Below are 13,154 nucleotides of genomic sequence, written 5' to 3'. Positions count from 1 at the left end.
CCCCGAGTGCTTAGCTGCTGACCAAGGCCAGGTATTTATCCAGTGCGGTGCCGTAGTGGTCGGCATACCATTCCGCCTGCAGCACGATCTGACGCTCCAGGTTCTCCTTCGAACTGGCATCCACAGGCTTCATCTCTTCCGACACCAGCGCATGGGCGGCAGGGTTGGCTGGGCCGTTGCCCAGCTCGTTCAGCAGGGTCACCTGATTGTCCGGATTTTGGGCCAGGGCGATGAACTCCATTGCAGCCTTGAGCCCGGCCGGGTTGCCCTTGATCACAGTCCAGCCAGAGGGCGACACCAGACCCTGATCAAAGGTCCAGTCGACCTCGCCCTCGGTGTCCTGTTTGGTTAGGTTCGCGCGGGTGTGCCACAGCAGGCCCATCGAGGCCTCGCCGTCGCGCAACAGCTGCTGACTTTCGGCGCCGGAGGACCAGAAGCTGACGATATGCGGCTTCAGCACCTCGATCTTGGCCAGCGCGCGGTCCACATCCAGCGGATAAAGCTCGGCAGGTGCAACGCCATCGGCCAGCAACGCGGCCTCCAGCACTCCGGTCATCCATTTGTAGAGGGTGCGCTTGCCCGGGTACTTCTCCATGTTCCAGAAATCGCCCCAGGTGCTGGGCGCGTCATCGCCGAAGCGGGCGGCGTCATAGGTGATGACGTTGCTGTAGAAATAGGAAGGAACGTAGAATTCACCGTCAAAGCCCGGTTCGATCTTGCTGCGATCGACAATGGAGTAATCAATTTTCTCCATCATGCCTTCGCGGCCCAGGCGGATCGCGGAATAGGGTTCCGCGTCGCAGACGTCCCAGCGGACCGAATTGCTTTCGAACTGAGTCTTCATCGAGCCTTCGAGCGGGCCGGAGCCGTCGATTTTCAACTTGTTGCCGGTGGCGGCTTCATAGGCTTCGGCAAAGGCTGCGGAGTACGCGTCAATCGCGTCGCCGCCCCAGTTGACCACCACCAGTTCCTGGCCCGCAGCACGGGCCCCAGGCGCGGCTACAGTGGCGGCACCCAGTGCCACCAGCCCGGTCAGAAAGCCGCGGCGATCCAGTTTGCCGTTGCGGAAGCGCTCAGCCAATAGCTCGCAGCAGTCTCGTTGAAAGTTGTTCATGGTATCCTCCCTGGTCATTTTCTGCCGGGTCCATCCGCCGCCCGGGGCGGTGCGGCCCGGATCTTGTTAGTCGGCAATCACGATGGTGTTTTCGGGCGACCAGCCGACCCACAGATCGCTGCCAACGCGGGGCAGCACGCCACTGGCGTTGTGGGTGGAGGCGCTGATGCTGTGGCCTTGCGGCGTCTGCAGCACCAGGTCGCTGTGCGAGCCCTGATAGGTGGTCTGGATCACCTTGGCGGACAGCACATTGGCCTGATCCGCGGGGCGCTCGGAGCTGAGTGTCATGTGTTCAGGCCGCACGGCGATGTTGACGGTGCCGTTCACGCGGTTTCCCGGATTGGCGGCCGAAAGCGTCGTGCCGTCCAGGTTGCCGCGCAAGAGGCTACCGTCCATGCCGGGGTTCGCCACCGGGAAAATGTTGATCTGGCCCAGGAATTCCGCGACGAAGCGCGAGTCCGGCGCGTTGTAGATCCGGTCAGGCGAGTCCAGCTGCATCAGCCGGCCCCTATTGAAAATGGCGATCTTGTCGGACATCGCCAGCGCCTCGCCCTGGTCGTGGGTGACAAAGACAAAGGTGGTGCCGGTCTCCTCATGCACCCGCTTCAGCTCGCTTTGCATCTGTTCGCGCAGGTTGCGGTCGAGCGCCGAGAGCGGCTCATCCAGCAGCAGCACATCCGGCTGGAACACCAGCGAGCGCGCCAGCGCCACCCGCTGTTGCTGGCCGCCTGACAGTTGCGAAGGTTTTTTGTGTGCATGTTCTGCGAGGCCCACCGTCTCGATGATCCGCCCGACTTTCTGTTTGCGCTCGGCGCTGCCCATCTTGCGCACCCGCAGGGGGTAGTCGACGTTCTGCCAGACGGTCATATGCGGAAACAGCGCGTAACCCTGGAACACCATGCCGAAATTGCGCTCTTCTGCTACCATTGCGCTGATATCCCGGCCGTCTTTCATCAATTGGCCGGACGTTTGTTCGGTAAAGCCTGCAAGAATCATCAGAAAAGTGGTCTTGCCGGAACCGGAGGGGCCGAGAAAGGTCAGGAACTCGCCTTTGTTGATCTCCATGCTGACATCATGCAGAGCCTTGAAGTTGCCATAGGACTTGCAGATGCTGCTGGCCGCGATTTGTGACACTGACTGGCTCCCCATCGTTCCTGGCCCCGGTAAGGCCCTGAGCATTGGCGAAAGGATTGCAGTCAGTTTTTTTCACGTCAAATGAAAGTAATTTCCGTGTTAAATTGAGATTTTCTCATGAATTTGCGTATGGCTAACTCTGCGTTTGCAGTGTGTATTCCTGGAACCAGCGCGACAGCCAGTCGATCGCCAGCTGGCAAACCCGGCGTTCCATCCGCTCTTTCTGGGTAACGATGTAATAGGCGTGGGGGCCGCGAATATCGGTGTCAAACAGGCGTACCAGCTTACCCTCGCTCAGCGCGTGGCGGCCCAGGATGTCGTCCCCGATGGCTATCCCGGCTCCGGCAATAGCTGCGTTGATATTTTGGGTCACGTCCGAGAACATGATGCCCTTGCTCAACTCAAAGCTCTTCTTGCTGGCGGCAGACAGCCAGACCACCCAATCGCTTTGATTGCGGTGGTGCAGTAGCGGCAGTTTCACCAGATCCTCGGGCGTACGGATGCGGCCGTGGCGCTCAAGGAAGGCGGGCGAACAGACTGGGAAAGCGCGTGGGGTGAACAGGTGCTGGACGTGCTTGCCCGGCCAGGCGCCGTCGCCGTAGATGATCGAGAAATCAGATTGATCGTTGAGGATATCGCTGCGATCGGTCTCGTTGGTGATTTCCAGGTCTATGTTGGGAAAGAGGTCCAGGAACTCGGTGATGTGGTACGCGAGCCAATAGCTGCCGAGACCTGACGCACAGTTGATCCGCAAGGGTCCGAAGGGTTCGCTGCCGCCCAGTGGAGCGTTGGCGCGTTCGACGATCTCCAGCGCCTTGCGGATGTCCTGCACATAGCGGTTGCCGGCTGAGGTCAGCTCCACTTTGCGGCCCGCACGGCTGATCAGTTTGACACCCAGCATTTGTTCCAGATTTCGCAGCTGATGCGAAACCGCGCTGGGGGTCACAAACATCGCCTCAGACGCCTTGTGCAGGCTGCCCAGCCGCGACACCGCCTCCAGCATCCTGAGCGCGGTCATCGACGGGTAGACCCGGCGCGCATCGCTTGCGTCTCTTTCGGCCATGCTACCCATGTTCGGGACCTCTCTAAGCAGGGTTTCGGGCATGTTACATGAGAAAAATTTTTAAATGCAGCGGAATTTCTTTCATTTGACGTGAGAAATCCTGCGTTCTTACTGTGTTCGGACAGGGCAGCCGCATGCCGGTGTGGTGCGGGCCCAGGACAGGAAAAGGACAATTAGCATGGTTTCGAGCGTCGGAATCCGGTCGACCAACACACCTGAAGGGCTGCCTGCGGCGGATATGGTGCTGCGGAACGGGCGGATTTACACCGTTGATCAGGATCAGCCCTGGGCCGAGGCGGTGGCAATCAAACACGGACGGTTCATGGCGGTTGGCAGCAATGCCGAGATAGAGCCGCTGATTGCCGATTACACCCATGTGCATGATCTGAACGGCGCCTTTGCGATGCCGGGGCTGTACGATATGCACACCCATCCGGATCTGGCTCTGGGGCCGAAATACTCCGACTATCTGGACGTGGGACTGGAGACGCCCTCCCCGGATCAGGTGCGCGAGGCGACCCTGCGCTATGCAACCGAAAACCCGGACCGCGAGTGGATTTTCGGCAAGCATTTCGTCCACTACGCCTTCCGCAAGGCGGGGCTGAAGCCAGGGCGCGACTGGCTCGACAGTTTTATCCCCGACCGGCCGGTTGCGATCATGGACCGGATGTGGGGCAGCTGCATGGCCAACTCAAAGGCGCTGGAGCTGGCAGGCGTCAGCAAGGACACAGTCGATCCCAACAACGGCTACATCGTGCGCGACCCGCTGACCGGCGAGCCGGACGGCATTCTGGTTGATGGGGCCTATGCGCTGATCATGGCGGCGATGCCGCCGCCGCCGATGCACGCTCTGACCCGTGCCTACCGCGAGGGCGCCCGGTTCCAGTCCGCCCGCGGTGTGGTGGCCACCAAATACGTCCATGTCTGTGAACGACGGCTGGACGCACTGCGCGCCATTGATCTGGAGGGTGAGCTGCCGGTGCGGGTCGAAGCCGCGATCAGCTGGCAAGACGACATCTTCCCGGTGCGCCGCCGCTGGGAGCTGCTGGCGGGCGAGCGGCATTACTACCGCTCCAAGCGTCTGAATGCGAATGCCGTGAAGTTCCACTTTGACGGCACTGCCGAGCCGCGCACCTCTTACTTGATCACCCCATGGCCGAACGAAAAGACCTGGCAGGGCTCGCTGAACCTGACGCCCGAACATATCTACGACATGGTGGCAGAGATGGACCGCAAGCGGATCCGGGTAATCGCCCATTGTACCGGCGACGGCGCCTCGGACATTTTCCTGGATGCAGTAGCTGAATGCCGCCGCCGCAATGGTTCGGGTGGCATGCGCCACCAATGCGCCCATTCCACCCTGCTGGACGAGGGCAATCTGGCCCGTTTTGCTGAGCTGGACGTGATTGCCGAGTTCTCTCCGGTGGGATGGTTCCCGTCGGAGTTCACCATCGGTGCGCGCTCGTCTTTCGGGGAGCGGCTGCAGGAGGCCTATAACGTGCGCGGCGTGCTGGATGCGGGCGGAGTTACCGTAATGGGCACCGATTGGCCGGTCAGCAGCATCGACCCTTGGTTCGGGTTCGAAACGCTTGTCACCCGCGAAAACCCGCGCGGGGAGATGGAGGGCAAACTGGGCCGGTCGATCACCCCGCAAGAGGCGATCCGGATGCTGACCCTCAACGGCGCCTATGCGATGGGCTGCGAGGATGTGTCCGGTTCGATCACCGCAGGCAAGACCGCCGATCTGATCGTCCTGGACCGCAACCTGTTGGAGATTGACGCCAAGGGCAACTGGCACAAATCGCAGGTGCATCTGACAATGGTGGATGGCGAGATTGTGCATGACCCAAAGGGCTGGATGCAAGGCACAGATTTTGAAAGCCGCATCACCTCTCCGGTGCCTGATTTCACTCCGGTGGACATCTGATGGACACGCGCGTTCCGGTTACCATCGTCGCAGGCTTCCTCGGCTCTGGCAAAACCACTCTGATCAACACCCTGCTGCAGGGGGATCACGGGCTGAACATCACCGTGCTGGTCAATGATTTCGGCGCGGTCAATATTGACGCCGACCTGATCCTGAAGCGCGAGCGCGAGGTGATGGAGCTGTCGAACGGCTGCGTTTGCTGCTCGATCCAAAGTGATATGGTGGCGCAGCTCCAGGCCCTGTTCCGCTCAGGCAACTCGCCTGAGTATCTGCTGATCGAGGCCAGCGGGGTTTCTCAGCCCGGCCGTATCGCTTCTGTCTTCGGCTATCCCCAGCTGCGGAACTATGCCCGTTTGGATGCGGTGGTAACTCTGCTGGATGTCAAAAACACCGATGTGCTGTCGAACAACTGCCAGCAGCTGGTGCAGGCGCAGATTGAGGCCGCCGATATCGCGGTGCTGACCAAGACGGATCTGGTGCAGCCGCAGCAGGTTGCGGATTTCCGCGCGCGATGGCTGTTCCCGAATCTGCCAGCCTTTGAGGCCAGCATCGGGCAAGTGCCGGTGCAGTTTCTTTTGGACACTGGCCGGCATGACCCGGAGAACGCTGTCCTTCCACAATCGCGACCTGCGGCAGGGTTCCGCTCGCAAATCTGGTCGGCGCAAGAGCCTTTCAGCTATGCCAGCTTCAAATCCGCACTCGGCTCTCTGCCAAATTCCGTGTTCCGGTCCAAAGGCGTGCTTTTTTGTGCGGATTTTCCGGAAACCCGGATTGTGTTCCAAAAGGTCGGTTCGCGGATTGAATTCCACAAGGACGGCCTGTGGCGCGGTGCGCCGGAAACCCGCCTGGTTGCCATTGGTGAAGACGGGCTGGCACAGGACGGTTTCCTGCAAACCCATATGGAGCAATTCCTGGCCGCCCACCCCCACCCCTAGGTTTTTGCGGGTTATGCTGAACTCCATCGCCGGGTCGCTGGTTGAGCTTCCGGTCCATTGGGGCACCGACGACTGGCCGCCCTTCGCCCAATACGATGAGATCGGCTACATGATGCCGGCGGCCGGACCCAGCCGCGGCCTTGAGGGTTTCTGGGAAGGATTCGAAGCCCAATTCGAGGCCGGCGGGTTGTGGCTGGCGATCTGGCATCCTTTCTTGACCGGGCGTCTGGCGCGCTGACGGCAGGTGGAGACCTGGCTGGAGAAAGTGCTGGAGCGCGGCGATGTCTGGTTTGCGCCGATGCATGAAATCGCAGCTCATGTCCGCGCCGAGGCCGCAAAAGATCCGAACGCCGTCCGAGTGGAAGAGCTGCCTTACTACACAAAGCCGGTTCTGTTCTGATGTCAGCTGTCACCCGGCTTGCCCGTGCATTGTGCCGGGCTGATCAGCCCGATGCCGCCGGTATTTTAATCCGCCGCGATGATGCCGGACTCTTTGAGCTGGCACGGCAAGCCCGCCGCGCCTCCTTCTCGACAGCAGCCCGGATGGCTCCAGTGACGTGGACCGCCCCATTGAAGAAATGCTGCGCTATGTGCCAACAGCAGGTTTGACGAGCCGCACCGCAGCGTTTCGCTTAATGATCAGACGGCAGGAAAGGGCCGTCCGCGTTGGCCGGATTCTATAAAACATTGTTGTTGAAGGAGCGGCGGAGGCTGGCAGCTCTGGTGAAGGTTCTTTGATGTTCGCCGCGGAGTGAGGGTGCGGCTTGGCGTGGCATCGTGAGCCTCCCCCAAAGAAGTGGTCCGCCCCTATGATTAGGAAACGGAGGACCATAGATGGCGACCAAGAGGCCCAAGCCTGAAGAGATTGTCGTGAAGTTATGCGTGGTCTCACGCGACGCAGACCACCGCCGAAGATGGGTTTCGTGCTGATGTTCTGCGAACGGTCGACCTGATCCGCGGGCTCGGTGCGCGCGGGCAGTCGCTTGACATCCTGGCGCCGGCTCTGGATGCGCTGGCCGAGGGCTACGGCCCGGTCGAGGCGGATGGCGATGCCCTGACCGCGGCATTGCGCCGAGCGTTACATGGGTTATTGGAGGTCTTTCCGGATAGCCTCGCTCCACATTTTGCTTCAAAGAAGTCTGTCCGCGATGAGTTCGCAAGAAACCACCAGATCCTGCGCAAGGCCAACCGACCTGGTGTCCTCGAAAAGGATTGGATGGTATGGCAGAAACTGCGCAACCTCAGGTTAACGAAACGCGGCAGCCCCACACCAGAAGGCTATGACGCCCTCGCCCAGGCCGTCATGGATGCCGCCAGCGCACTGCCTCGCCATCCTGGCCCCTTGGCCGATGCCCGCGCGCATCTGACCGCGTTGGTCACTGGCGCTCAGCAGGTTCTGGAGGCCTACCAGACTGCCAAGCGCCAGTCCGGGCTAATCGATTATGCTGACATGATCGCGGAGACCGAAACCCTACTTCGCAACCGCCCCGAGATTCTGAATGCCGTTCTGGGCGAAATCGACTGTGTTGTGATCGACGAATTCCAGGACACCAACCCGGTGCAGTTCGCGCTGCTCTGGCGGCTTGCGCAGGGGGCAAAACGAGCGCTGATCGTGGGCGACATCAAACAATCCATCATGGGTTTTCAAGGTGCTGACCCACGGCTGTCAGAGGCCTTGCAAGCTGCGAATCCGGATGCGGTCACGCCGCTTGACCGAAACTGGCGCTCCGATGCGCGGATCATGGAGATGGTCAATGCACTTGGCCCGACGCTCTTCGACCAGTACGACCCGCTAAGCCCGCAACGCGAGGCGACAGAAAAGCCAGCACTCGAGGTGCTGAACTTGCCTGGTGGGCGCAAGGACACCACGGCCGCTTGCATCGCCAATCGGGTGGCTGACATCCTGGATGCAGGAACGCCGGTCTATGACAAGGCAAGCAAGGAGATGCGCCCAGCCAAACCAAGCGACGTCGCCGTTTTGACCTATACCCACTCCAAGGCCAGCGCAGCTGCCGCCGCCCTCGAAGCCCATGACCTACCCGTGCGCATCCAGCAGAACGGTTGGCTGACAGCGCCCGCAATGCGTGTCGCTCGCGCCGCGCTGGCGTTGGCAGCGGATCCGGACGACACCCACGCAGCCTTGACATGGTTGACCCTTGGCCCACCGCGCCTGCCACTGGAGGACGCGTTGCGCAACGCCGTTGACGGGGTGCTGAACACACATGTTTCAATCGTTTCTCTGCACACCCTGAATGACAGCATTGCAACACGCACCGTGGCCGACACCCTCGCGGAAGTCCTGCGCACGACCAAACTACGCGATTGGTCTGCCGGATTGGCGCAACCGGCACAAGCTCTGGCCGATCTGGCACGCCTTGAGGCCGAAGCACAGGAGTTTGACACCATGGCACAGGACCTGCGCGCCCCCGCAGGCTTCCACGGTGCTGGGGTACAAGTCTTCCTCGGCTGGATTGCGCATCAATCTGCCAAGGAATGGGATCGCCATCCCGACCCGGATGGCTGGTCTGCTTCCGGGATCGAGATCTGCACCTGGCACGCCGCCAAGGGGCGCGAATGGCCGATCACCCTTGTCGCAGGGCTTGATCAGAAGATTGCCGAGCGCCCGGGCACCTTGCGGGCCGATTTCGATACCTTCCACGATCTCGACAATGTTCTCGATCATGCTGGATTGAGCTACCTGCCCGATTTCGCAGCGTCGGAATCGCAAGTCCCTTTCACCGAGGCCCGCCGCCCCGAGGACGAACGCGACGCGGCCCGCAAACTCTATGTCGCGCTGACACGTACGCGGGATCGGCTGATCCTCGCAATGCCTCGGGAACGGTCCAAACCACGCGAGCACGCAGAGCGCATGGTTGACCTGCTGCGTGATCGTGCAGGGTTTGAACCTGGCGATGACACACTGACAGTCGCCGGACAGACCTTTGCGGCGCAGGTGACAGAGGGCTTGCCAGAAGAGCCAGTGGAAACTGAGCAGTCGGGAAGCGCGGCGCACCTACGCTTGGGCCTGCCGCACACCATCCCTGAAAGTGCGCGAACGCCGTGGCGCCGCAGTCCTTCAACCCTCAAAGCCCCCGGACAGGAATCTGACGTGCTCCTCGAAACTGTGCGGCTGGCAGAGGGCGTTACAGAGACCCGCACGAGTAGCGCAGTCGAACGCGGCACTGCCTGGCACTTGGCTTTCCGTGTTCTGGCCGAGCGCCCCGATCTGGTCGACCGGATTTCCCCCGCAACCGGCTTGCCTGAAAAGGCCATCGCCCAGATTTCCGCCCAAGCGGAGGCCTTGACCCGATGGCTAACCGACCAGGGTTATGACAGGCTCCACTTCGAACTACCCTTGCAGGAAAAAGCGGCCGACGGATCGGAAACCAATGCCATTCTCGATTGCCTTGCCGAGGGACCGCACGGGCTGTTGATCATCGACCATAAATCTGGGCCTTGTCCCGATCCTGACGCACGCTTTGCGAGCTATCGACCGCAAATTGACGCTTATGCCTCCATGGTTCGCAGGAAGTGGCCCGAAAAACTTCTATATGGCGTCGCTATCCACTGGATGAGTGAAGGAACTCTGAGCATCGGCAAGGCGTCGATCATGGAGCCTACCTGATGTCAATTACAGCGTGTGTCGATTTCGGCTACTACATGCGTCGTTTGAGGCTCCTGTTTCCAAACACTGCTCCCAATCTAAAAAATGCTGCGCATTGCATCAAACACATACTTGATGAGAAGCACTTCTGCGTTTCGCCGAAGATGGCGATCGAAGGACGGGTTCTGAAACAATATCAGAGCGGTGTTTTCTTGGATTGACGTCACAGATAACTCATTTAGGGTTGATGAAAATTCATTAACTTCAACCCTAAGAGGGATCAATTATGGGCAGCAGTGGCTCTGGTAGATTTTCGGATTATTCAGGATCGCCTTCAAGTTCAAACGGAAGTGGTGGATCAGGAGGCAGCAGCGGAACCGATCAATGTGCGATGGCCTTTTCGACAGAATTAGAAGAGGTCGGACAGTGTGACTACTTCACGAACACCGGAACCGTTCCGCCACCGGGAACCGAGCTAACGATTACCGTTGCACAACGGATCGTGGCGTTGGACACAAACGGGGTAGTTGTTGGGGCATTACCGACTCGATTTAACTATCTTGCCGCATGCTTGAACGAAGGCTTCAACTACGTTGGTATAGTTCAAAGCTCATCCACTTTCCCCAACCCTCAAACGACCGTAGATTTTACAATTGTCTAACATCACTGACCCAAACCCGATTTTGGTCGTAGGCGAAGTTTATGTTGACTTCGTTCAGTTAGGAAAAGGTCTTGCACCCAAGATGCGCCTTGGGGGTATCATTCATGCTGCTCGAGGTCTGTGGGCTTGCGGCTTTCCATTTGCAGTCGCCGGTATTTGCCCAAGTTATCTTATCCAAGAAGCGACAGATTACCTTCATGCGCACGGTTGCACTGAGTTTATCTGGCTTGGTGAAATCTCCAGCTCTCCCAATGTTGTTTTTATTTCCGATGTCACAGAAGTTGGCGACCAAGGATATGAAGAACTCCTGCGTGAGCGAAAATCTGTTTCTATGAGGGAAGTTGGAAACCAATTAGAAAAATTTGAACAGATAGTAGTTTTCCCAGGCAAGTTCTCACTATCCACATTGAGTGAACTCCTAAGATCCAATGCGAACGTCACTGTGGATATTGCCTACGGAGTTGAGTCTTTTCTTGAGTTGGAGTGCTTCAAGGATCGCATTCAGACTATAGTGATTTCGACTTCTTCCGACCTTTTTGATGCGTTGGGTGGCAAGTGTTTGGACCCACTGGAAGAAGCAGCAAGATCGGCAAATGCATCCTACCTTCTGTTGAAGGAAAACCGAGGGGGAAGCAGGCTCATCAATCTAATCGAGGGTGGTGTAGAAGAGATTCACGCTACACTTGGAGAAACAGTGAACTCGGTTGGTGTCGGTGATGTATACGCTGCTGTGATGGCCGCATTGGCACCCATTGATGTTAACGAAGCAACCTGGCGCGGTGCACAGGCTGCTACACGCTACGCTCAAACGACATACCCAGACGATCTGCGTCGAGACGTTCAAAGAGATTTGAAACTGCCAATGGAGTTGGTGCGATCGCTGGGTGGAGTATCATTGCCCTGGCACGAAAGAACAGCATTCAACATTTATCTTGCTGCACCCGATTTTTCTTACATCGACAAGCATGAATTGGATGAAGCCGTGTCCGCTCTGGAATATCATAATTTCAACGTGCGACGCCCTGTTCAAGAAAACGGCGAAGTTGCTCGCCCAGCCGACATCCATACGCTGCGTGAGGTCTACAATAAGGACTTAGCCCTGCTTGAAAAGTGTGACGTTGTATTTGCGGTACCGTTGGAGAAGGACCCAGGCACATTGGTCGAAATCGGCTATGCCCTGAAATCCAGAACGCCAGTGATCACCTACGACCCACGATGTGAAAACAAGAACACCATGGTTATGGCGGGTAGTGAAGTTTTTTCGGATTCATTGGGGGAGTGCCTTAACGGCTTGTTCTCTTGCCTATCGAAGTTGCGGAGCACCAAGAAATGACACGAACACTGTTGTTGGCGTCCGGTGGTCTGGATTCAACCACTGTTGCATACCGGCTTGTATCAGAGGGAAAATCTGTAGTTCCTGTGTTCTTTGACTACGGTCAGCACTGCGTAGAAACCGAATGGAATCGACTGAATGAGGTCATGCCGCAAGGGGTTATGCCTCCCGAACGAAACAAAATTTCTGACCTATTCAGGGGCTCCACTTCACGATTGATTGACGAACCCAACTTGTGGTCGGATGAAGTTCAAGACGACGATCTTTATGTGCCCTATAGAACCATGTTGTTTTTTTCTGCTGCTGCAGCCAGAGCTCAAACCTTGGGAATCCGTGAAGTCTACACGGGTTTCATAAATAGCAACCACGCTAAGGAAATTGATTGCACTGCCGAGTTTCTGAACAAACTTGATGGCTTAACAGAAGCGGTCGGACCCGTCCGCTTTTGTTCACCCTATAGATTTGCTTCCAAGGCAGATGTAGCTCGTGATGCTAAAAAACTGGGTGTTCCGATAGGTCGAACATTCTCTTGTCAAGCCTCGAGCAAACTACCCTGCGGGGCTTGCCCAAATTGTGTAGAACGTTTAGCAGCACTCCGGCAAACGGGGCTACTTTGATGATGCGTTCACGTGAACATGATCCCCTTGCAGTGCTAACGGCTGCGAGGAAGGTTGCTGACTTTGCCAGCAACCAAGGCTTAACGGAAGCCCGCCTGACGAAGCGCATGGTTTGCAACCATATGGGGGCAGTATTGGCAGACACCGCTCTTCAGGCGGGACTACGCTACTCTACGGTTGTTCGGCCCAGAGTAACAAACATTCTGAACCAGCATCCGCAAGCCGATACAATTTCCGCGCTTATCGGGATTGTTAACGATGGTGAAACAGGTGCCTTCCTTCAGTGGAGCCATCACCAAAAAATCGCTCGCTTCGAACGGATCGTTGCCTTTCTGTATGACGAAGGCGTTCAAGACGTCGAAGACCTCAAGAAAAAATACAAGACCGGCGAGTTTGGAGCGGCCTTTCAAAAGGTGAATGGCGTAGGTCCAAAAACGGTTGACTACTTGGCATGCCTTATTGGCATCGAGTCGATTGCGGTAGACCGTCACATCCGCACATTCGCTAAGCGCGTCGGCGTTGATGCTGATGACTATGGCTTCTTGAAGCACGTGTTTTGTTATGCCGCCGACTTATTGTCTGTTTCTCGGCGCGAGTTTGATGGGTGGATTTGGCAGGTTGAATCCCTGAAAGGGTCTCGCCAGCTATCTTTTGCGATTTGAACATTATCCTGCGACACAAACGTGTCTCAAGAAGCCTCGAAGCAGCGCTACTAATCTTCTACCATCCGAGCGCGCGGCAATCTCGGCGATAGACAAGTTATTTC

12 protein-coding genes are annotated in these 13,154 nt (G+C 57.9%); 9 read left to right on the top strand and 3 right to left on the bottom strand.

The window, feature by feature from the left end:
- Window positions 1-10: 10 nt before the first annotated feature.
- The 3 genes from K3724_RS05140 to K3724_RS05130 form a co-directional block, all read right to left on the bottom strand.
- Window positions 11-1,114, bottom strand: a complete 1,104-nt coding sequence (locus tag K3724_RS05140) for an ABC transporter substrate-binding protein (RefSeq protein ID WP_259990695.1) — start codon at window positions 1,112-1,114, stop codon at window positions 11-13.
- Window positions 1,115-1,180: 66 nt separating this feature from the next.
- A complete protein-coding gene (locus K3724_RS05135; protein ID WP_259990693.1) occupies window positions 1,181-2,248 on the bottom strand; it encodes an ABC transporter ATP-binding protein in 1,068 nt (355 codons plus the stop codon).
- Window positions 2,249-2,381: 133 nt separating this feature from the next.
- On the bottom strand, window positions 2,382-3,353 hold the full coding sequence (locus K3724_RS05130) for a LysR substrate-binding domain-containing protein (RefSeq protein ID WP_259990691.1): 972 nt from the start codon (window positions 3,351-3,353) through the stop codon (window positions 2,382-2,384).
- 136 nt (window positions 3,354-3,489) lie between these two features.
- On the opposite strand from K3724_RS05130, the gene K3724_RS05125 reads away from it, so the two are divergent.
- From K3724_RS05125 to K3724_RS05090, 9 genes are all read left to right on the top strand, one after another.
- The gene (locus K3724_RS05125; protein WP_259990690.1) at window positions 3,490-5,238 is read left to right on the top strand and encodes an amidohydrolase; all 1,749 of its coding nucleotides are present in this window, start codon (window positions 3,490-3,492) and stop codon (window positions 5,236-5,238) included.
- Window positions 5,238-6,173: a GTP-binding protein gene (locus K3724_RS05120; protein WP_259990688.1), complete on the top strand. Its 936-nt coding sequence runs from the start codon at window positions 5,238-5,240 to the stop codon at window positions 6,171-6,173. The genes K3724_RS05125 and K3724_RS05120 overlap by 1 nt, the downstream gene beginning before the upstream one ends.
- Before the next feature lie 13 nt (window positions 6,174-6,186).
- On the top strand, window positions 6,187-6,411 hold the full coding sequence (locus tag K3724_RS23820) for a hypothetical protein (protein WP_311200204.1): 225 nt from the start codon (window positions 6,187-6,189) through the stop codon (window positions 6,409-6,411).
- 6 nt (window positions 6,412-6,417) lie between these two features.
- A complete protein-coding gene (locus tag K3724_RS23815) occupies window positions 6,418-6,573 on the top strand; it encodes a hypothetical protein (RefSeq protein WP_311200018.1) in 156 nt (51 codons plus the stop codon).
- Window positions 6,574-7,263: 690 nt separating this feature from the next.
- A complete protein-coding gene (locus K3724_RS05110) occupies window positions 7,264-9,798 on the top strand; it encodes an exodeoxyribonuclease V subunit beta (protein WP_259990686.1) in 2,535 nt (844 codons plus the stop codon).
- Complete coding sequence (locus tag K3724_RS05105) at window positions 9,798-9,998, top strand: hypothetical protein (RefSeq protein ID WP_259990684.1); 201 nt, start codon at window positions 9,798-9,800, stop codon at window positions 9,996-9,998. Before K3724_RS05110 ends, K3724_RS05105 begins: the two co-directional genes overlap by 1 nt.
- 432 nt (window positions 9,999-10,430) lie before the next feature.
- A complete protein-coding gene (locus K3724_RS05100) occupies window positions 10,431-11,771 on the top strand; it encodes a nucleoside 2-deoxyribosyltransferase (protein WP_259990682.1) in 1,341 nt (446 codons plus the stop codon).
- Window positions 11,768-12,388: a 7-cyano-7-deazaguanine synthase gene (locus tag K3724_RS05095; RefSeq protein ID WP_259990680.1), complete on the top strand. Its 621-nt coding sequence runs from the start codon at window positions 11,768-11,770 to the stop codon at window positions 12,386-12,388. Before K3724_RS05100 ends, K3724_RS05095 begins: the two co-directional genes overlap by 4 nt.
- Window positions 12,388-13,050 carry a hypothetical protein gene (locus K3724_RS05090; protein ID WP_259990678.1) on the top strand — a complete coding sequence of 221 codons (663 nt, stop codon included), beginning with the start codon at window positions 12,388-12,390 and terminating at the stop codon, window positions 13,048-13,050. The genes K3724_RS05095 and K3724_RS05090 overlap by 1 nt, the downstream gene beginning before the upstream one ends.
- Window positions 13,051-13,154: the final 104 nt, after the last annotated feature.

This window comes from Leisingera sp. M658 (assembly GCF_025144145.1).
Classification (GTDB): domain Bacteria; phylum Pseudomonadota; class Alphaproteobacteria; order Rhodobacterales; family Rhodobacteraceae; genus Leisingera.
The sequence above is the reverse complement of the archived record's forward strand: the minus strand, read 5'-3'. Positions and strand labels throughout refer to the sequence as shown.

Coding starts and splice junctions, on each gene's coding strand:
- K3724_RS23820 (WP_311200204.1), top strand. CDS start 6,187: ATGCTGAACTCCATCGCCGGGTCGCTGGTTGAGCTTCCGGTCCATTGG.
- K3724_RS05125 (WP_259990690.1), top strand. CDS start 3,490: ATGGTTTCGAGCGTCGGAATCCGGTCGACCAACACACCTGAAGGGCTG.
- K3724_RS05105 (WP_259990684.1), top strand. CDS start 9,798: ATGTCAATTACAGCGTGTGTCGATTTCGGCTACTACATGCGTCGTTTG.
- K3724_RS05140 (WP_259990695.1), bottom strand. CDS start 1,114: ATGAACAACTTTCAACGAGACTGCTGCGAGCTATTGGCTGAGCGCTTC.
- K3724_RS05090 (WP_259990678.1), top strand. CDS start 12,388: ATGATGCGTTCACGTGAACATGATCCCCTTGCAGTGCTAACGGCTGCG.
- K3724_RS05095 (WP_259990680.1), top strand. CDS start 11,768: ATGACACGAACACTGTTGTTGGCGTCCGGTGGTCTGGATTCAACCACT.
- K3724_RS05120 (WP_259990688.1), top strand. CDS start 5,238: ATGGACACGCGCGTTCCGGTTACCATCGTCGCAGGCTTCCTCGGCTCT.
- K3724_RS05130 (WP_259990691.1), bottom strand. CDS start 3,353: ATGCCCGAAACCCTGCTTAGAGAGGTCCCGAACATGGGTAGCATGGCC.